This is a genomic window from Duganella kummerowiae (assembly GCF_053572355.1).
On sequence record NZ_JBKFEH010000007.1, the window covers coordinates 58087 to 76511 of the forward strand.

General features: G+C 69.5%; 16 protein-coding genes. 9 read left to right on the plus strand and 7 right to left on the minus strand.

The window, feature by feature from the left end; all coding sequences use genetic code 11:
• Positions 1-171 precede the first annotated feature (171 nt).
• Together ACLB1G_RS05910 and ACLB1G_RS05915 are read left to right on the plus strand one after the other, a co-directional pair.
• A complete protein-coding gene (locus ACLB1G_RS05910) occupies positions 172-459 on the plus strand; it encodes an H-NS histone family protein (protein WP_491626264.1) in 288 nt (95 codons plus the stop codon).
• Between the two features lie 136 nt (positions 460-595).
• Positions 596-1210 (plus strand): LON peptidase substrate-binding domain-containing protein, encoded by a 615-nt coding sequence (locus tag ACLB1G_RS05915; protein ID WP_491626265.1) that lies wholly within the window; start codon positions 596-598, stop codon positions 1208-1210.
• Here the strand turns inward: ACLB1G_RS05915 and ACLB1G_RS05920 are convergent, their stop codons facing one another.
• Both ACLB1G_RS05920 and trpS read right to left on the minus strand, forming a co-directional pair.
• Positions 1211-1792, minus strand: coding sequence for a DUF1294 domain-containing protein (locus tag ACLB1G_RS05920; protein WP_491626266.1), 582 nt, complete (start codon positions 1790-1792; stop codon positions 1211-1213).
• Between the two features lie 3 nt (positions 1793-1795).
• On the minus strand, positions 1796-2818 hold the full coding sequence (gene trpS, locus ACLB1G_RS05925; RefSeq protein WP_491626267.1) for a tryptophan--tRNA ligase: 1023 nt from the start codon (positions 2816-2818) through the stop codon (positions 1796-1798).
• A 273-nt stretch (positions 2819-3091) separates the two neighbouring features.
• Here trpS and ACLB1G_RS05930 point away from each other — a divergent pair, with 273 nt between their 5' ends.
• Positions 3092-4999 (plus strand): CocE/NonD family hydrolase, encoded by a 1908-nt coding sequence (locus tag ACLB1G_RS05930; RefSeq protein ID WP_491626268.1) that lies wholly within the window; start codon positions 3092-3094, stop codon positions 4997-4999.
• Between the two features lie 13 nt (positions 5000-5012).
• Here the strand turns inward: ACLB1G_RS05930 and ACLB1G_RS05935 are convergent, their stop codons facing one another.
• Genes ACLB1G_RS05935 through ACLB1G_RS05945 form a run of 3 tightly spaced genes read right to left on the minus strand, consistent with a single transcriptional unit; the run spans position 5013 to position 7758 of the window.
• Entirely contained in the window at positions 5013-5837 is an 825-nt protein-coding gene (locus ACLB1G_RS05935) for a substrate-binding periplasmic protein (protein ID WP_491626269.1), read from the minus strand.
• An 8-nt stretch (positions 5838-5845) separates the two neighbouring features.
• On the minus strand, positions 5846-7099 hold the full coding sequence (locus ACLB1G_RS05940; protein WP_491626270.1) for a TCR/Tet family MFS transporter: 1254 nt from the start codon (positions 7097-7099) through the stop codon (positions 5846-5848).
• Positions 7096-7758 carry an HD domain-containing protein gene (locus ACLB1G_RS05945; RefSeq protein ID WP_491626271.1) on the minus strand — a complete coding sequence of 221 codons (663 nt, stop codon included), beginning with the start codon at positions 7756-7758 and terminating at the stop codon, positions 7096-7098. Before ACLB1G_RS05945 ends, ACLB1G_RS05940 begins: the two co-directional genes overlap by 4 nt.
• A 196-nt stretch (positions 7759-7954) precedes the next feature.
• Here ACLB1G_RS05945 and ACLB1G_RS05950 point away from each other — a divergent pair, with 196 nt between their 5' ends.
• Entirely contained in the window at positions 7955-8446 is a 492-nt protein-coding gene (locus ACLB1G_RS05950) for a chemotaxis protein CheW (protein ID WP_491626272.1), read from the plus strand.
• Here ACLB1G_RS05950 and ACLB1G_RS05955 read toward each other — a convergent pair.
• Both ACLB1G_RS05955 and ACLB1G_RS05960 read right to left on the minus strand, forming a co-directional pair.
• Positions 8428-8973 (minus strand): ribonuclease HI family protein, encoded by a 546-nt coding sequence (locus ACLB1G_RS05955; protein ID WP_491626273.1) that lies wholly within the window; start codon positions 8971-8973, stop codon positions 8428-8430. The genes ACLB1G_RS05950 and ACLB1G_RS05955 overlap by 19 nt on opposite strands.
• Before the next feature lie 108 nt (positions 8974-9081).
• Positions 9082-9876 carry a hypothetical protein gene (locus tag ACLB1G_RS05960; RefSeq protein WP_491626274.1) on the minus strand — a complete coding sequence of 265 codons (795 nt, stop codon included), beginning with the start codon at positions 9874-9876 and terminating at the stop codon, positions 9082-9084.
• A 229-nt stretch (positions 9877-10105) separates the two neighbouring features.
• Between ACLB1G_RS05960 and ACLB1G_RS05965 the strand changes: the two genes are divergently transcribed.
• The 5 genes from ACLB1G_RS05965 to ACLB1G_RS05985 all read left to right on the plus strand — a co-directional run bounded on the left by ACLB1G_RS05965 (position 10106) and on the right by ACLB1G_RS05985 (position 18404).
• The gene (locus ACLB1G_RS05965; RefSeq protein WP_491626275.1) at positions 10106-13549 is read left to right on the plus strand and encodes a penicillin-binding transpeptidase domain-containing protein; all 3444 of its coding nucleotides are present in this window, start codon (positions 10106-10108) and stop codon (positions 13547-13549) included.
• A 100-nt stretch (positions 13550-13649) separates the two neighbouring features.
• A complete protein-coding gene (locus ACLB1G_RS05970; protein WP_491626276.1) occupies positions 13650-15080 on the plus strand; it encodes a hypothetical protein in 1431 nt (476 codons plus the stop codon).
• A gap of 11 nt (positions 15081-15091) precedes the next feature.
• Complete coding sequence (locus tag ACLB1G_RS05975; RefSeq protein WP_491626277.1) at positions 15092-15886, plus strand: hypothetical protein; 795 nt, start codon at positions 15092-15094, stop codon at positions 15884-15886.
• Positions 15883-17346 (plus strand): hypothetical protein, encoded by a 1464-nt coding sequence (locus tag ACLB1G_RS05980; protein ID WP_491626278.1) that lies wholly within the window; start codon positions 15883-15885, stop codon positions 17344-17346. The genes ACLB1G_RS05975 and ACLB1G_RS05980 overlap by 4 nt, the downstream gene beginning before the upstream one ends.
• The gene (locus ACLB1G_RS05985; protein ID WP_491626279.1) at positions 17343-18404 is read left to right on the plus strand and encodes a hypothetical protein; all 1062 of its coding nucleotides are present in this window, start codon (positions 17343-17345) and stop codon (positions 18402-18404) included. The genes ACLB1G_RS05980 and ACLB1G_RS05985 overlap by 4 nt, the downstream gene beginning before the upstream one ends.
• The last annotated feature ends 21 nt before the right edge of the window (positions 18405-18425 follow it).

The following is an 18425-nucleotide window of genomic DNA, read 5'->3' on the forward strand; positions in this document are numbered from 1 at the left end:
AGGGTCCGCAAACAGTTGTAGAATTTCTCCAGATTTGTTCCTATATTGATATTTGTAGAGGAAAGTCTGGAGTGTTTCTCCAAATGTATGGTAAATTTGCGTAGAAATGAAATCTCACACATTCTCACGTGCGATTTTAAATCCCTCACCGCTGATAAGAAGGATGTAAAGATGACGACTTACCAGGAATACAAAGCGAAGATCGCCGAATTGGAAGGCTTGGCCGAGAGCGCCCGCAAGAACGAAATCCAGCAAGCCAAGGATAAAATCGCCGCCATCATGCGCGACTACGGCCTGACCCTCGCCGATCTGGGCAATCCGGCCAAGAAGCCTGTCAAGTCGCGTGCCCCGGTGCCCACCAAGTACCGTGACGACGCCACCGGCCAGACCTGGACCGGCCGCGGCCGTGCGCCGAAATGGCTGGAAGGTAAAAACAAGGATGATTTCCTGATCAAGTAATGTTATTCGAGAGCCGGTATTTATGCCGGCTCTTTGCTTTCCCGGTTTTACCCGGCCGTTATTCAAGCCCGGCCCTCCTTGTGTTCCCAATGACGCCAAGGTGCGGCGATGCGGTTTTCATGCGATGATGGCGCCCATGCCTTCCATTTCCCTCTTTCCCCTCAATACCATCCTGTTTCCGGACGGCCGGCTGCCGCTGCAAGTGTTTGAAGTGCGCTATCTGGATTTGATCAAGCGCTGCATCGACAGCGGCGAGGAATTCGGCGTGGTGCCGCTGCTGCAGGGCAGTGAGGTGCGCCGCCCCGAGCAGCTGGAATTACTGGCCGGGGCCGGTACCATGGCGCGCGTGCAGGAATGGTCGGCGCCCATGCCGGGCTTGCTGCAAATTGAATGCATAGGCACCCGGCGTTTTCATTTGCGCTCCGCCAGCCAGCTCAAGCATGGTTTATGGATGGGCGAGGCCGATTTTATCGATGAGGACCGCGCCATTCCCATTCCTGAAGACCAGCAGGACGTGGCCAATGCCCTCGGCACCCTGATACGCTCCATGCAGACCAAGCAGATTTCGCTGTCGCGCATGGCCTTGACGCCGCCGTTCCGGCTGGACGAGGCGGGCTGGGTGGCCAACCGCTGGTGCGAGCTGCTGCGGGTCGGCCTGGACCAGAAGGAGCGCCTGCTGATGCAGGAAAACCCCGTGCTGCGCCTGGAACTGGTGCAGGACATGCTGGCCGAGTCCGGCCTGCTGGACTGATCAGGCCAGGTGGGCCATGCGCATGGCCAGCCAACTGAACAGCGCGACATTCATGGCCACGCCGCACCAGAAGGCGATGCGGAACGAACGCTTGCTGGACTTGTGCCGCAGCCATTGCTGGGCCAGGATGGCGCCCGGCCAGCCGCAGGCCACGCCCAGCAGCAGCAGGCTGCGCTCCGGCGTGCGCCAGCGGCCGTCGCGGGCGGCCGACTTGTCCACTGCGTAGGCAATGAAGGTCACCACGCTGGCCACGCCGTAGATGGCGGCCGGCCATAACGGCGTATTCCATTTCACCACGGCGATGGCGTACAGCAGGATAAGGGCCAGGATGGCCAGGTAGCCGGTGGCGTCCGGCAGCGGGCGGGCAGCCCGCTTGGCATGATGCGGGCCCCGGCCCGGTGTTTGTGCGCCAGTCCCGGAGCCCGCCTTGGCGCCGCGCTGCTTGCGCCGCGCCGTGGGCGGGAGGGGCGCATCGGCGCCCGCGTTGGTGCCGCCGTCGTGTGCGCGCCGCTCGTCCGCCTGCGCCCGCCGCCCGCCGCTGTGGCGGGTACGGCGTCCGGCGTCGGCGGGCGGCCGGTCCACGGTTTAGAAGTAGCTCAGGCCCAGCGCGGCCTTGACTTCGTCGCAGGTCCGGGCCGCCACTTCGCGCGCGCGCAGCGTGCCTTCCTTCAGCACCTGCATGATGTAGCCCTTGTCCTTGGCCAGCTCTTCGCGGCGGGCGCGGATCGGGGCCAGCATGTCCTGCAGCACGGCTTCCAGGCGCTTTTTCACGACGCTGTCGCCCAGGCCGCCGCGCACGTAATGGTCTTTCATTTCCTGCAGCGAGGCTTGGTCGGTGTCGAAGGCGTCCAGGTAGATGAAGGCCACGTTGCCTTCCAGATGACCGGGATCGGAGACCTTCAGGTGCTGCGGATCGGTGTACACCATCTTGACGGCGGCCTTGATCTCGTCGGCGGTCGCGCCCAGGTTGATCACATTGCCCAGCGACTTGGACATCTTGGCCTTGCCGTCGATGCCGGGCAGGCGGCCCACCTCGGGCACCACCGCCTTGCATTCGACCAGGATGTCCTTGTTCACCAGGCGGTTAAACTTGCGCACGATCTCGTTGGTCTGCTCGATCATGGGAATCTGGTCCTCGCCCACCGGCACGATGGCGGCCTTGAAGGCGCTGATGTCGGCGGCCTGGCTGGCCGGGTAGGTCAGGAAGCCGGCCGGGATGTCGCGTTCGAAGCCGCGCAGCACGATTTCCTGCTTGACGGTCGGATTGCGCTCCAGGCGCGCCACCGTCACCAGGTTGAGGTAATAAAAGGTCAGCTCGGCCAGTTCGGGGATTTGCGACTGGATCAGGATGGTGGACTTGGCCGGATCGATGCCGCAGGCCAGGTAGTCCAGCGCCACCTCGACCACGTTGCGGTGCACCTTGTTGGTGTCGTCCATGTTGTCGGTCAGGGCCTGGGAGTCGGCCAGCATGATGAACTGCCGGTATTCGTGCTGGTAGGCGACGCGGTTGCGCAGGCTGCCGACGTAATGGCCCAGGTGCAGCGGTCCGGTGGGGCGGTCGCCGGTCAGGATGACGGAAGGGGATTTGGACTGGTCAGGCAGACTCATCTAGGGTTCCTTTGCGTTGCCCCTGGCCTGGCGCGCCCGTATCGTTACGCCGCCAGATCGTGGGCGGCGTTGATAAAAATATCACATCACTATGGTAAGACAGTGGCCGCGCGCTAGGAGCGGCGCCAATTCAGGCCAGTGCGGGATGCGGGGCAAAATTTCATGGCCCGTATGGTTGCAGTTCGGCGGCGGTCTGTCAAGGTGAGCGGGAAACTTGCGCGTACGTTAAGATGGCGCCGAGCCTGATCCGGGCCCGTCCATTGGAGCCGCCACATGCGCCTGCGCACCATTCTGCTGTCCCCTTTGCTGTCCACCCTGATAGGTACCACCGCCCAGGCCCAGACGCCGCCCATGGCGCCCGACATACCGGCCAGGTTCCAGCCGCCGGAAGGCCAGGCCGACTACATCAAGCGCGACCTCATGATCCCCATGCGCGATGGGGTCAAGCTGCACACGGTGATCGTCATTCCGAAAGGCGCGCGGCACGCGCCCATGGTGCTGACCCGCACGCCCTACAACGCCAGCAACCGCGCCCAGCGCAGCCGCAGCCCGTCCATGCAGTCGATTTTGCAGCAGGGCGACGAGGTGCTGGTGTCGGAAGGCTATATCCGGGTGTTCCAGGATGTGCGCGGCAAATACGGCTCGGAGGGCGACTATGTGATGACGCGGCCGATACGCGGCCCGCTCAACGACACCCGCACCGACCATGCCACCGACGCCTGGGACACCATAGACTGGCTGGTCAAGAACGTGCCCGAATCGAACGGCAAGGTCGGCATGATAGGCTCGTCCTACGAGGGATTCACGGTGCTCATGGCGCTGGCCGATCCGCACCCGGCGCTCAAGGTGGCGGTGCCCATGAGTCCCATGGTGGATGGCTGGCGCGGCGACGACTGGTTCCACAACGGCGCCTTCCGCGCCCCCAACCTGCAATACATCGCCGGCCAGACCAGCGTCAAGGGCGCGGGCGACGCGCTGCCCACCGGCGTGTACGACGATTACGAGGGCTTCCTGCGCGCCGGCTCGATCGCGTCCTACGCCGCGCGCTTCGGCCTGGACCAGCTCAATTTCACCCGCAAGCTGTTCGAGCATCCGGCCTACGACAGCTACTGGCAGCAGCAGGCACTGGACAAAATCCTGGCCGCGCGCCCGCTCAAGGTGCCGACCATGTACGTGGTCGGCCAGTGGGACCAGGAGGATATCTACGGCGCCTACGCCACCTACGCGGCAGTCGAGCCGCAGGACAGGAACAACGACAGGAACTACCTGGTGGTGGGGCCGTGGCGCCACAGCGGCGTCAATTACGACGGCGCCAGCCTCGGTCCCCTGCAATTCACGGGCGACACCGCGCTGCAGTTCCGGCGAGATGTGATGCAGCCCTTCCTCAACCAGTACCTCAAGGATGGCGCGCCGGCCGCCGATACGCCGCCGGTGCTGTTCTACCAGACCGGCAGCAACCGCTGGCAGCGTCTCCACCAATGGCCGCTGGCCTGCGCGCAGGGCTGCCCGGCGCCGCTGCGGCCCATGTACCTGCAGGATGGCTACCAGCTGGGGCTGGCCGCGCCCGGTACGGACGGCTACGATGAATACGTGGCCGATCCGGCCAAGCCGGTGCCCTTCGTGCCGCGCCCGGTGCGCATGGGCGACGCCAGTGTCTGGCGCCCCTGGCTGGTGCAGGACCAGCGCTTCGTGGCCGACCGTCCCGATGTGCTGAGCTACGTCACCGGGCCGCTCAAGGCGCCGCTGACCATCTCCGGCGCGCCCATGGTCAACCTGTATGCGTCCACCACCGGCAGCGACGCCGACTGGATCGTCAAGTTGATCGACGTCTATCCGGACGAGGTGCCGTCGCAGCCGCAGATGGGCGGCTACCAGCTGGGCGTGGCCATGGACATTTTCCGCGGCCGCTACCGCGACAGCCTGTCGCAGCCCTCGGCCATCCCGCCCAACCAAGTGCAGCGCTACCGTTTCGCGCTGCCGAACGCCAACCATGTGTTCCTGCCCGGCCACCGCGTCATGGTGCAAATCCAGTCCAGCTGGTTCCCGCTGTATGACCGTAATCCGCAGACCTATGTGAACAACATCTTCCACGCCCAGCCGGGCGACTACCGCAAGGCCACGCTGCGTGTTTACCACGCCGGTGGCGCGGCCAGCGCGGTGGAGCTGCCGGTGGTGGAGTAGGAAGGGAGACGGGCTAGCGGCCGCGCACGCTGCTGGACAGCACCTCGCGGCCAAACAGGCGCTGGTAGCCGTCCAGCACCACGCCGGAACGCGCTGCGCGCTCCAGCATGTCGCGCAACAGGGCCTGGTCGGCCGCCGGCAGCGAGCTGCGCGAGACATAGATGCCGCTGTGCGACCAGGGGATTTCCGGTATCGGATAGAAGCGCAGCTTGTCCAGCAGCCCGGCCACGCGCGGTTCATTGCGTATCGCCCCCTCCATCAGCGGCGGCCCCATGATGGTGACATCGGCCGCTCCCGAATGCAGCAGGCGCGCCACCGCCTTGACGTCCACTTCCACGTACAGGCGGCCCTGGTCGGCCAGGCGCTTGAGCAGCGCCTCGTAGTCGCCGCCGTAGTCGAACCCGCGCACCACGGCCACCCGCAGCCCGCGCCGCGCCAGCAGGTCCTGGAAACTGGCGATGGGCTGGAGCGCACCGGTGCCTATCACCACGGCGCGGTGGCCTATCATGGGCACGAACACGCCGATGCGGTCGCGCTTTTCGGTCGGCGAGGAGGGCAGCAGCAAGTCGGCCGCGCCGGTCTCGAACATGGCCAGCTGGCGCGCCCGCGGCACGATGGGAAAGCTGAAGCTGCAGCCATGTTTTGCCCCCAGGCTGCGCAGCAGGTCGGGATAGATGCCGCGCACCGTGCCGCCGTCGGTGGACACGCTCATGCCGTTGGCCGACACCGGCACCACGATCTCGCGCGTGCAACCGCCAGCCGTGGCGGGCGCCATGCACGAGACCAGCGCGCCGAGCAGCACGGCGCGGCCTAAAGTCAGGAAGCGGCGCGATGCCATGCCCGGCCTCAGCTTGCCGTGTGGTGGCGGCGGAAGTAGCGCCACGCCACCAGGATGGCCAGGGCCTGCATCAGCGCGCACAGGTAGAAGGTGCTGCCCACGCGCCAGTCGCTGGCGGGCAGGTGGCTGACCCGCGCCAGGATTTCGCCGCCCACCAGCGGCATGGCGATCACGCCTATGCTGCTGATCGATTGCAGAGAGCCCATCAGCTCGCCCTGCTGGGCGGCGCCGGTGGCCTTGGAGATGATGCCCTGCAGCGCGGGCCCCACCGTGAACGACAGGATGTTACACAGGATGAAGACATACATCAGCCAGCCCTGGGTGGTGAGGCCGTAGGCCAGGTAGGCCAGGCAGCCCGAGACCATGCCCAGCTGCGACAGCTTCACTTCGCCAAAGCGCTTGATCAGGATGCCCAGCAGCCCTGCCTGCACCCCCACCGCGCCCACGCCCACGCAGAACAGGGCCAGTCCGTTCTGGCCCGGAGTCCAGTTGAAGCGGAAGCTGGTGTACAGCACCCAGGTCGATTGCAGCATCATCTGGGCCAGCGTGATCAGGGTGTAGACCAGCACCAGGCCGCCGATGTCGCGCCGCCCGGCCAGGCGCAGCAGCGCCCCCAGCGGATTCAATCGCGCCCACGAGAACGGCGCGCGCTTCCCGGGCGGCAGCGATTCCGGCACCGCAAAGTAGCCGTACACGAAGTTGGCGGCCGACAGGGCGCCGGCCACATAGAACGGCAGGTGCAGGTCGACACTGCCCAGCAGGCCGCCCAGGGCCGGGCCGCAGATGAAGCCCAGGCCGAAGGCGGCGCCGACCTTGCCGAAGCTCTTGGCGCGGTTGTCGGGCGTGGATATGTCGGACGCGTAGGCCGAGGCCACCGACATGCTGGCCGAGGACATGCCGCCGATCACGCGCCCGATGAACAGGCAGGCCAGGTTGGGCGCCCAGGCCGTGGTCAGGAAGTTGGCGCACATGCCTGCCATGGAATACAACAGTACCGGCCGGCGTCCGACCCGGTCGCTGATGGCGCCCAGCATGGGCATGAACAGGAACTGCATCAGGCCGAAGGTGGCGCCCAGCACGCCGTACCAGCTGGCCTGGCTTTCGCGGCTGCCGGTGAATTCGCCCACCAGCACCGGCAGCACCGGCACGATCAGGCCTATGCCCAGCATGTCGATGAAGACGCAGATCAGGACGAAATTCAGGTTGCCGGCCGGGGCGGAGGGCGCCGCCGTGCTGTGCTTGCTGTCGCTGGCGGGCGTCATGCGGCGGCGGCCGGGCTGGCGGCCCACTCGGCGATGAAGTTATCGCGGAACGCGGTCAGCTCGCGCATGCGGGCCTCGCCCAGGCGGCGGCCGGCGGCGGTCTGCATCTTGCCAGGCAGCGTGGCCAGCTTGGTGTCGATGTGGTCGAGCGCATAGGCCTTGTCGTCCAGCTCGCGCTGCAGGGCCATCGGATCGTCCGGGTGCGCCAGCGCGCTGCCCATGCGGCCGGCCGTGTAGAACAGGCGCGCCAGGCCGACCGCCCCCAGCGCGTCCAGACGGTCGGCGTCCTGCACGATTTGCGCTTCGATGGTCTCGGCGCGGATGGCGGCCGAGAAGCTATGGCTTTCGATGGCGTGCGCCACGGCGCCCAGCCTGGCCGCAGGGAAGTCCAGTTCGGCCAGCTGCCGGGTGGCCAGCTGCGCGGCCTGGCGCGAGGCCAGGTGGCGTTCCGGATGGTTCTTGGGCAGGTTGACCAGGTCGTGCAGGTAGCAGGCTGCCAGCACCACCAGGGCGTCCGCCTCGGGATGGTCGTCCAGCAGCAGGGTGGCGTTGCGCCACACGCGGTGCAGGTGGTTGGTGTCATGGGCTCCGTCGGCCCCGGACGCGGCGGCGGCCAGCGCCACCAGGCGCGGATGCCAGCTGCTGAGCAATGTGTTCATCTTTCTCCGTGAGGGCTGCTGCTGTTACGGCATGATACCGCAGGCGCGGCGGCGGGGCGTACGTTTATGGCAACCCAGCCACTGGGGAATGTGATGATTCGAGGAAAAATTATTGCCCCAATGCATTTATTTGATGCGTTTTATCTTGATGTAGGGTAACATTATGGGATCAGGCTACCTCATTAAGGAAACCCCCATGTCCATCACCGCCAGCGACGTGCTCACGTCCTCCGCCGCCGAATACCTCGCCTTCACGCTGGGCCAGGAAGAATACGGCATCGACATCCAGAAAGTCGGCGAAATCCGCAGCTACGAGTCGCCGACCCGTATCGCCAATGCGCCCGGCTTCGTCAAGGGCGTGATCAACCTGCGCGGCACCATCGTCCCCATCGTGGACATGCGCATCAAGTTCCAGCTGGGGACCCCGACCTACGACCAGTTCACCGTGGTCATCATCCTCAACATCGGCCAGCGCACCGTGGGCATGGTGGTGGACCGGGTGTCGGACGTGACCATACTGACCCCCGACCAGATCAAGCCGGCTCCGGAAATCGGCTCGACCATGAAGACCGACTACATCATCGGCCTGGGCACGCTGGAAGAGCGCATGCTGATCCTGATCGACATCGACCGCCTGATGTCCAGCGACGAGATGGGCCTGATCGATCCTCAGCCGCTGGCGGCCTGACTCGGGGCCTGATTCGGGGCCTGTCCTCGGGCCCGTTGCGACAGCGCATCCGCCGCCGCATTGCGGTGGCGCGGCAGCCAGTGCAGGCTGACCGCCTCCATCTTCCCCATCAATTCCAGCGCCCGCGCGCGCAGCGCCTGCAGGCCGCTGGCGCCGCCCGGACCGGGCTGGTTCACATCGTCTATCACCACGCGGCTGTCGCCGTACACCAGCAACTGCGGCGCGCCCAGCGGCAGCGCCGCCTCCAGCACGGCGATCAGCGCCAGGTATTCGGCTACGCTGCTGCTGCCCTCGCCGGCGGCGCGGCTGATTTCTATCCGCTGGCCGTGCGGCCCGCATAGCAGCGCGCCGATCCCGATGCGGCCCGGATTGGGCAGGGCCGAGCCATCGAACCAGGCGCTCCAGGCGCCGGGCAGCACCAGCGCCGGCTCATAGCGGCGCGCCATGCGTTCATTGTGCCGTCGCTGGCGTTCGGCGCGGCGGGCGGCTGCGGTGCTGCTGCTGGTTGGGTCCTGATTGCGGCTCATGGCAAAAAGGCCAGGCATGGCCTGGCCGTATGGGTGGGATGCCAGCATACCGCAAGGCTGGCGCCGCGGCCAGGGCTGGGCGCGCCTGGCCGCCAGCCCAGCCGCTGGTCAGTCGCGGCGCGGATTGTCGGGACGGTGGTCCTGGCGGTTCGGCACGCCGTCGCCATCGCGGTCGCGGTCGAAGCGGTCCGGCACGCCGTCATGGTCGCGGTCGCGGCCGGCGCGGGCCCGGTTGTCGTAGCGGTCGTACTGGTTCGGAATGCCGTCGTGGTCGCGGTCATTGCGGGCGATGCGGTTGTCGACACGGTCGTAGCGGTTGGGGATGCCGTCATGGTCGCGGTCGCCGCGGTCCCAGCGTGCCTGTTCGCGGTACCAATGGCCTTCGCGCTGCACCCAGCGCGGCTGGGCATAGACGTAGCCCGGCCGCTCGGCCACCCAGCTGCCGCCTATCCAGATGTGGCGGTTGCCGCGCCAGTCCCAGTAGCCGGGCGACCAGATGTAGCCGGGGCGCGGACGGGGGATGGGTTCATAGCGCGGCGGCGGCGGCGCCACGTCGACGTAGCTGATGGTGGTCACGGGCGCGGTGGCGACCCAGCCGCCGGGCGCCAGGCGCCAGCCGCCGCCGTCCTGCACCCACACGGCGTTGCGGTATTCATAGCCCACGCGTTCGCGTTCCCAGCGGCCCGCCGTCCACACGTGGCGGTGGCCGTTCCAGTTCCAGTAGCCGGGCGCCCAGACATAGCCGTGGCGCGGCGCGGGCACGCTTTCAAAGCGGGGTGGCGGCGGAGCATTGCCGACCACGATGCTGACGCCGACCTGCGCCGACGCGGCGGCGGGGGCGAAGGCGGCTGCGCTCATGGCGAGCATGGCGGCGGCGTAGATGGTGTGCGAGCGTTTGATCATGATGTCCTCCTTATTATAGGCACTGCCATTGGGTCCGGTATGCCACAGGCTCTGTGCCATACGCTTGGATTCACTATAGCAAGCACGATTCAGTGCCACTGTGCCTGATTCAACTTATTACAAATGACACAAAGCGGCTGCCGGCCTGTGTACGCCTGCGCACACAGCCGGTTTTCGCGCTCCCTCCGCTAAGTGCGGGCATGTCCCATAGTCACTGCGCGAGGAGCCCATGCGGCGCTTGATTCCTACACTGTTGCAAGCCTGGGCGGTGCGCGGGCGCGAACGCCGGCGCCACGCCAATCTGCGCGCTGGCAGCGCCCGAACGTCGCGCCTGACGCGCGATGGCGCAGGCCGTGGCCGCCGCGAAGTGGCCGGCAGCGGCGCGGCGCCAGCATGGAAGGGCCTGATGGCAGCCGCCTTGCAGCGCAAGCGCCAGCATGGGCTGCCGGCCGCCTGGCTGTATGGCGCGCTGCTGCTGGCGACCCTGGCCGGGGCGTTGCTGATTGCCGGGCACGCGCGCCACCTGGCCCTGTCGGCGCCGGCGCCGCAGGCCGGCGCTGAGCGTGCCGTCGCCGCCCTGCAGGGTGCGCTGCCGGGGATGTCTTTCGAGGTGCCCGGGCCTCCCGGCGTGGTTGTGAAGCGCAGCCAGGATGGCGCGCTGCTGGTGCTGTCCGGGTTGCAGGCGGCGGCGCCGGTGCGGGTCGACTTGTGCAGCCAGCTGCGCGCCCCCGGCGATGCGCGCCTGGTGCCGCTGCGGCTGGGTTACCGTTACGCCGATGTGCGGCGCTGGGTGGAGCAGGGCGGTGCAAGCCAGTTGCGCAACGTGCTGCTGCTGTCCGACGGCGCGGCCGCCATGCCGGAAGTGCGCATGGCCGGCGCGGCGCGGGGCGGATCCGGCGATACGGCAGAGCCGCTGCAGCTGGAATGGCGCGGCCAGGCGCGCTGGCTGGGCGACGCCGGCTTTGGACAGATCGAAGAGGGCGCCTCGGGGCAGGTGGCCCTGCGCCAGCAGGGCTGGCTGCTGTGGGGCGCCGGCTCGGCGTTGCACATCGAACGGCGTGCCAACGCGCTGTGCCCGCAGGCGGGCGAGCTGGTGCTGCAGATGTACCGTTTGCCCGGAGCGGAAGGCCGGGCCGGGGCTGTATCGGACGCGCTGGTGGCCGCCTTCCCGGCGCGCGGCAAGCCGGTCACCGTCATGCTGGCGGCGGGCCGCTACCAGGTGCCGTCCGCGCCGCCCGCCGCGCTGGAAGACCAGACGCTGTTCCAGCGCCTGCAGGAACATGGCCTGGTTCGCGTGAGCGCTTCCGGCGCGATCGAATTGGCGCCGCGCGACCTGCCGCAATGGGCCGCTGCGCCGGCGTCCGCGCGCGCCGCCGCGCTGGACGGCTGGAAGGCTGCGGTAGCCGATCCGGACGCCGCCAGGCTGCTCAAGCGCCTCTATTACCAGGCCGACGGCGCCTATGTGCGCCAGCAGGTCGATATCCACAACAGCGAGCGCCGCTTGCTGGCCTGGCGGGTGCCGGCCGGCGATACGGCGCAATGGAACGCGGAGTCTGGCGCGCCCCTGGCCACCAGTAGCCGCATGCCGCTGGCCGCCTCGCGCCTGTTCGCCGCGCTGCCCCAGGGCTGGGGCGGCTGGACCCGCGTCGCGTATTGGCCGCTGCCGCTGGCCGCGCAGGCAGGGCCTGCGGCGGTCGGCCTGGTGCTGCCGCTGGCGCGGCCTGCCGTTGGCGGCGAAGCGTTGCGGCTGATGGTGGCGGGCCGGGTACTGTGGGCTTCCGGCGCCGGCATGCGCCTGCAGCCTGTCTGCAGCGGCCGCGCCTGCGCCACGGCGGCCGACGTGCAAGCCGTGTTCCTCACCGTGCAGCCGGGTGCGCGCAGTGTGAGGCTGGAAGTGCAGCCGCTGGCCGTCAGCGCGCCGGAAGACCGCAAATACCGCCACTTGCGGGTTGAGAACGGCAAGGCGGTGTGGCAGCCGCTGTCCACGGTGGCGGCCGCGCCGTCCGCCGAACCCTCGCCGGTGCTGCTGCAGGACCGCAACGGCAGCGTGCTGTGGGCCGACGGCGCCCCGAGCGGCGCCGCCGCCAGTGCGGGGCTGGCCACGCTGCTGGGTGTGAACGCCGGCCACGCCAGCAGCATTGCCGGGATGCTGGGACGGCTGCCGCTCGATGCCGCCAGTTCCGCCTTGCCTACGGCCGACCGCGCGCTGGCGGGTCTGGCCGCACCTGGCATGCCGGGCATCGTGGGCGGCCCCCATGCTGGCGGCCTGGCAGGCGCCGGGGCGTCCCTGGCCGTGACGGGTGCGCAGGGCCGTGCGGCGCCGGACAGCGCCGCGCCGCCGCCTGGCGTGGCAGTCAGCGCCAGGCTCACCTTGGACCTGCCCCTGCAAGCCCTGGCGCAGCAGGTGCTGGACTGCGTCGGCATGCGGCGCGGACGCTGGGATGGCCGCGCCTGCATCGGCGGCCATGCCGCCCCGGAAGGCCGCCACGCCGGGCTGGTCCTGCTGGACACGGAAAACGGCGACGTGCTGGCCGCCGCCGGCGCGGGCGCCGGGGTGGTGGACGCCGCCAACTGGGCCGAGGTGCGCGACTTCGACCGCAGCAACCCGGCCCGCAGCCCGCTGCGCCTGCCCGCCCTGCAGCACGACGGCGGCGCCCACCAGAGCCCAGGCTCCACCTTCAAGGTGGTCAGCGCGCTGGGCCTGGAACTGGCGGCGCGCGGCGATCCCCAGCTGGACCAGCTGCTGGGCGGCCTGCCGCTGGCCACCATCAATGCCATGGCGCGCCAGCGCGGCTATGGCTTCCAGACCGATGCCGCCACCTACCCGCTCGACCCGCGCCTGGCGCGCATCACCAACTACCGCGAGCAAAGCCTGGACCGGCGCGCTCAGGATGGCCGGCTGGGGCTGGCCCAGGCGCTGACCTATAGCCTGAACACCTGGTTCGCCTGGTCCGGCGAACTGAGCGACCGCAGCCTGTTCGGACGCCCGGACGGCGGCGCGCCCGACCTGCAGGCGCTGGACGCGGATGCGCTCGATGCCGTGCGTCCCATCGCCGCCATGGCCCGCAAGCTCGGTTTCGAGCAAGCGCTGCGCCTGGACGGCGGCCTGCTGCCGGCCACCTTCGACTGGCGCGCCTGGGACGCGCTGCAAGCCACGCCATCCCACATCGATCCCATCCACACCCGCCACGAACTGCGCCAGATGGCCATCGGCCTGCGCATGCAGGCCACGCCGCTGCAGATGGCGCTGGCCTCGGCCGCTATCGGCCAGGGGACACTGGTCGCGCCGCGCTTGCTGCTGGCCTTGGGCAGCAGCGAGGCCGCGCCGCCGCGGCCCGTGCCGCTGGGCGTGCGCCTGGACCGCGTCCGCGCCGGCATGAAGGGCGTGGTGGACGCCGGCACCGGCGCCGGCGCATTTGGCGGACCGGCGCTGGCGGCGCTGCGTCCCGCCCTGTATGGCAAGACCGGCACCGCGCCCAGTGGCGAGGACACGGCCACGGTCTGGTTCACCGGCTGGCTGGAGCCGGGCAGCCTGCCCGGGCAGCGCCACCGGCTGGCGTTCGCGGCCTTCGTCAGCCATTCCGAAGCCACCGGCGGCGAGCACGCCGCACCCATCGTGGCTGCCTTGCTGGGCACGCTGGCGCGGCAGAAGCAAGAACAGAAGGGGAAATAGCCGCGTGTACTGAACAATGCGCGGGGCCGTCTCGTGGCATGATGGGAGAGCATCCGCCAGCGGTTGGCGGACCCCTATCCCACAGCAGAGACGACACAGTATGCGCTTGCCAGGAACCCGCTACCAGGAGCACGGCTGGGAACAAGTGCGCAAATTGCTGGGACAGTGCTCCCTGCAAGCCTTCCAGCGCCTCGGCCTGCGCCAGCCGGAACTGGACGCCTATACCGACGCCATGGCCGAGTTCCTGGGCGCGGCCATCCGCTCCTCGCGCGCTGGCGCACCCGGCAACAGCTATGGCGACAGCGTGGGCGAACTGGCGCTCAGCCTGTTGTTCGAGCTACAGGCCCATCCCGCGTTCTGGCAGGCCTTCACGGCCGTGCTGCCGGACGACGGCGCCTGCGGCGAAGCCATGCTGCGCAAAAAGGTCAACGATATGTACGCCGGCCTGCGCGACAAGGTCGATGCCGACAACTATATCGCCGCCACCGGGCGCGACTGCTCGCCCAACCGCATCTACACCTACCGTATGCTGGACATGGCCTACCGCGACATCGCGGCCCTGTTCGCCAACTGGCAGGCCAACGCGGCCCAGGTCGGCGCCATCCTGGGCCGCGAGCTGCATGGGTCACCCATCGAGGTCCGCCAGATGCGTTCGATTGCCGGCTGCAAGCCCGAGTGGATCGTGCGATGGAGCGAGACGCTGGAGCGCCATACCGGGTCGCCGGGCCCCCTGCATACGCGCTCCAAGCGCTTTTCCAGCCTGAAGAACAGCCCGGACAACATCGCCGCCATGCTGGTGGAAATCGGCGATTACGAGGAATTGTCGGCCAATATGGACCGGGCCGATGACTGGCAGGCGGCCGCCGGCGAGGCCTCGGCCTGGCTGGAGGACTACTGGCGCGTGATGGGCGAGTCGGAAGCGGCGGCCTCGCTGGACGAAGACCGTATACTGGCGGCGCCGCCGCAGGAAGCGCTGCAGCAGGCATGGGAACCGGCGCTGGAGGAGGCGGAGGATGGCGGGCAGCGGCCAGGCCGATGGCGGCAGGGTCCAGGCGAGCGGCAGGACCGGGGGCGGCGCCAGGAGTGGGAGCAGGGGCAGGACCTGCGCCAGCACGGCGAGCCGGTCGGGGGCCGGGCTTGGCTGCCTGGCGAGGAGCCGGGACCGCCGTCCGCCGGATTGGCCCGGCCGCAGCCCGATGCGCTGCAGCTGGCCGCCGAACAGGCCGTCGCCGAGGGGCTTTCCCTGCCCCCCCGCTATCTGGAACTGGCGCGCGCCGCCCAGGATGCGGGCAGCTGGACCCTGCGCATGCTGGCGCAGGAATCCCTGCCGATCCGGCTGGCTGTCTACCACAAGCTGCTGGGCGCGGCCGACGACACGTATCCGCAGGCCTGGCTGCATCCGGACACTGGTGAGCTGCCCACGCTGCAGCAGCTGGCGGCGCTGGACGGCATCTCGATGCCGACCTTGCGCAAGCGCCGTAACGAAGCGATAGCCAAGCTGCAGGCGGCAGGCGCCGCCGCGCGGCGATGAAGGGGAATGGAGTGAATTCTGCACAGGACAAGGACAAGCTGGAAGCGCGCCTGCGCGAGCGTCTGCTGCTCGGACGCGCCGCGCCTGGCGACCGGCTGATGCTGGCCGACGCCACGCTGCTGGCGGCGCTGGCCGGCAGCCGCCCGCTGACACCCAACGAACGCGATGCGCTGCAGCAGTCGCCCCTGACGCTGCGGCGCTTCCGCCAACTGGCGCTGGAACGGCGCGCTGCCGCGCGGCCGGGCACGGACGGAGGCGGAGAGGTCGGCGCCGGCGCGCAGCCAGCCACCGAAGCCGGCGGGCAGGGCAGCGCCGGCTCGCAGCCAGCCACCGAAGCCGGCGGGCTGGGCAGCGCCGGCTCGCAGCCAGCCACTGAAGCCGGCGGGCAGGGCGGCGCGCACCTGCGGCCGGCCACGGACATCAACCGGCAGCGCGGCGCCGGGCCGCTGCCAGCCACGTACATCGGCTGGCAGGGCAGCGCCGGCATGCTGCGCGCCGCCGCCAGCGGCGCCGCGCTGGCCCAGCTGGTCACCGACGATGGCCACTGGACCCTGGATTTCGTGCGTGAAGGCGAAGGCTGGAGTGTGATCCTGGCGCTGTCGCCCCAGGCGCCGTTCGCCGCGCAGCTGCTGCGCGCCCAGCCCTTGCTGCGGGTGATGGATGGCGGCGGCGCCATCGTGCTGCAGGGGCGGCTGGATGCGGATGGCGAATGCGAGCGTCCCTGGACCCTGGCCGCCGAACCGGCCGCGCATTTCCACCTGTACGGCGCCACATTTGCCGTCGAACCGGCGGTGTCCGGGCCATGAACTTCTTCGCACGGCGCCGCAAGCCGGCCGCAGACACCAGCGCGCTGGGACAGTCCCTGATCGCGATGCGTCTCGGCCACGGCGATCTTGCCCCTGCGCCGTGCACGGTGGTGTGTTTCAATGCGGCCGGACAGGCGCGCCGCCTGCGGTCAGGCCGCGTGGCGCGAGATGAGAGCGAGACCATTTACTGCTTCCATCCAGGGCCGTTCGAGATCGACTTGTCGCCCTTTGCCCAGGCGCCGGAATGGGGGCTGCGGCTGCGCTTCCTGGTCGACGCGGCCAATCCGCGCATCGAGCAGCAGCGTTTCGACCTGTACCTGTACAGCGAGGCGGGCCTGCGGCTGGGCGTGGCCGACTTCCGCGACGCCGCGCAGGCGGCGTTGCGGCAGGCGCTGGCGCAAGGCAGCATCGAGCTGCCGCCCTGTACCTCGCTGGAGGAATGGAATAGCTTCCGCGCCGGGCTGAACCAGCTGCTGTACACCCGTTTCGGCGTGATCGTCGATGATTGCCTGCCAATCGACCTGGGCGTACAGGTCGATTACGCCGCCATCCTGCGTGAGCGTGCGGCACGCGCGGCCCCGCCCGCCGCCGTCCCCGCCATTGCTGCGGCAGCGGCGGCGAGCGCAATCCGGCAAAGCGCCCGCACGGCAGCGGCGCCGCAAGCCGGAAGGGACGCCGGCACGGTCGCCTGCGGCCGGCGCGAGCCCATCCTTGGCCCGGCGCCAGCCCCAGCGCCGGCTGTTGCCTTTGCCGCCACCCTCGCCGGGACCGGTGCACCCAGGGACGAGGCGCCCCTGCGTGCCACGGCGCAGGTGCATCCTGGCGCCCCTTCGTCCGGCGCCGCGCAAGCCCGCGCCGAGACCCAGCCGCGCCCGGACGCCTGCGCAGGCGCGCGCGACATGGGCGACCGCGCCGTGCCGCAGGCGCAGCCGGATGCGGCGGCCGCCGCCCGCAAGCTGCACGCCGACGCTGGAGCGCAGGCCTGTCCGGCGCCGGCGGCCGCCGCCGCCGCGCAGGGCGCTGCCGCAGCCTTTTCTCCGCAAGCGGACGCCCGGGCCCTGCGCCGCTTGTTCCTTGAACTGCCCGCGCTGACCGGCGGCCTGCGCCAGTTGCTGTGGCCTCCAGGCCTGGAGCTGTTCCGTCAGCAGCAGGAATTGATGCAGCGCCTGCACCTGGCCAGCCTGGACGTCAACACCATGCCGTCGCTGGCCTGGGCCGCGCCCGGCCAGGCTTTACCTGCGCCGCGCCAGGCCCGCCGTATCCAGCACAGCATGGCGGCCGCCGCCGCGCTGGACGAAGGATGGGCGCTGCTGGCCTGCCTGCGGCTGGCTACCGACGACAGCTGGACCCCGCTGCTGGACGACGCCGACCGCATCTGCGCCAACCTCGAACACCACCTGGCCGGGCGCCGCGCCGCCCTGGGCCCAGCCGGAGAACTGCGCAAGGAGCCTGCGGCATGAGCCTGGCCTTGAACGCTCCGCCCACCAACGCCGAGTGCCGCTGCCCGCTGGCGGACGGCCGCCTGCTCACCATCACGGCCAGCCGCCGCCAGCGCGCCAATCGCGCCGAGGTCAAATGCGTGGTGGACGGCGCCCCCGAGCTGGCGGCGCGCATGCAGGAAGTGGTGCGCATCGCCCGCCTGACCGAGCCGCTGTTCGACAGCCGCGATCAAGTGGTGCTCAGCATGGACATGCTGCCAGCACCAGGCGAGCGCGGCTGGGAACTGGCTGCCGTGCTGGCCGACCGCATGGTGCGCGGCGCCTACCAGCCGCCGCGCCAGCCGGTGATCGCCTACGGCTGGTCCGACCAGTGGCACCTGGGCCAGGTGCGGGGCGGCGCCGGCCACGCCTTCGCCGGCTGGGACGGCTGGGACGGCGCCCTGGCCATCGTCGGCGGCACGGTCGGCGCGCCCGGGGTCTGGACCATCAGCCACCTGGGCGCCCTGAGCGGCCACGCGGACCCGTCCGCCGCCGTGTCCAGCGTGCGCTGCTGGTTCCCGCTGCACAGCGGCGGCGTCAACGACAGCCTGGCCTGGGTCGAGGTCAGTGTCTACCCGCTGGACGAGGGGGGGGCCAGCGAGGAGGAGCAGACCATCGCCGCTCCCGGCCTGGATGCGGCCGCCCAGCAGGAAGTGCGCCATACCCTGTCCGGCGCACGCCACTTCGATGGACGCGGCCTGGGCCGCTGGCGTACCGTGGTGCGCTTTGGCCCGCAGCGCTTCCAGGGCCAGTCCTACCAGCTGGCACTGGTGATGGCCGACCGCCTGGCGCGTGGCCGCGAATACGTCCCGCGCGGCCGCCTGATCGCCAGCGGCTGTTCGGCCGCCTGGCATGCGGGCCGGGTCGATACGGTCGAGGGCGGCCCGGCCAAGCTGGACTTGATCATGCGGCAAGCGGCGGCAGGCGACCGTATCTTGCTTCCCAGGCAATGGCAGGACAGCCTGCCGGCCGGTTACGCCAGCGCCCTGCGCGCACGGGGCGCCAGCCTGGCCTGTATAGACCGCATCGGCATGCTGTGAGGCATGATGAGGAATCGTGCG

What these genes read in the sequence shown, in the direction of transcription:
- ACLB1G_RS05945 (WP_491626271.1), bottom strand. Translation starts at nt 7,758, where the DNA reads ATGAACACATTGCTCAGCAGCTGGCATCCGCGCCTGGTGGCGCTGGCC.
- ACLB1G_RS05950 (WP_491626272.1), top strand. Translation starts at nt 7,955, where the DNA reads ATGTCCATCACCGCCAGCGACGTGCTCACGTCCTCCGCCGCCGAATAC.
- ACLB1G_RS05955 (WP_491626273.1), bottom strand. Translation starts at nt 8,973, where the DNA reads ATGAGCCGCAATCAGGACCCAACCAGCAGCAGCACCGCAGCCGCCCGC.
- ACLB1G_RS05980 (WP_491626278.1), top strand. Translation starts at nt 15,883, where the DNA reads ATGAACTTCTTCGCACGGCGCCGCAAGCCGGCCGCAGACACCAGCGCG.
- ACLB1G_RS05930 (WP_491626268.1), top strand. Translation starts at nt 3,092, where the DNA reads ATGCGCCTGCGCACCATTCTGCTGTCCCCTTTGCTGTCCACCCTGATA.
- ACLB1G_RS05915 (WP_491626265.1), top strand. Translation starts at nt 596, where the DNA reads ATGCCTTCCATTTCCCTCTTTCCCCTCAATACCATCCTGTTTCCGGAC.
- ACLB1G_RS05970 (WP_491626276.1), top strand. Translation starts at nt 13,650, where the DNA reads ATGCGCTTGCCAGGAACCCGCTACCAGGAGCACGGCTGGGAACAAGTG.
- trpS (WP_491626267.1), bottom strand. Translation starts at nt 2,818, where the DNA reads ATGAGTCTGCCTGACCAGTCCAAATCCCCTTCCGTCATCCTGACCGGC.
- ACLB1G_RS05960 (WP_491626274.1), bottom strand. Translation starts at nt 9,876, where the DNA reads ATGATCAAACGCTCGCACACCATCTACGCCGCCGCCATGCTCGCCATG.
- ACLB1G_RS05940 (WP_491626270.1), bottom strand. Translation starts at nt 7,099, where the DNA reads ATGACGCCCGCCAGCGACAGCAAGCACAGCACGGCGGCGCCCTCCGCC.
- ACLB1G_RS05935 (WP_491626269.1), bottom strand. Translation starts at nt 5,837, where the DNA reads ATGGCATCGCGCCGCTTCCTGACTTTAGGCCGCGCCGTGCTGCTCGGC.
- ACLB1G_RS05965 (WP_491626275.1), top strand. Translation starts at nt 10,106, where the DNA reads ATGCGGCGCTTGATTCCTACACTGTTGCAAGCCTGGGCGGTGCGCGGG.
- ACLB1G_RS05910 (WP_491626264.1), top strand. Translation starts at nt 172, where the DNA reads ATGACGACTTACCAGGAATACAAAGCGAAGATCGCCGAATTGGAAGGC.
- ACLB1G_RS05985 (WP_491626279.1), top strand. Translation starts at nt 17,343, where the DNA reads ATGAGCCTGGCCTTGAACGCTCCGCCCACCAACGCCGAGTGCCGCTGC.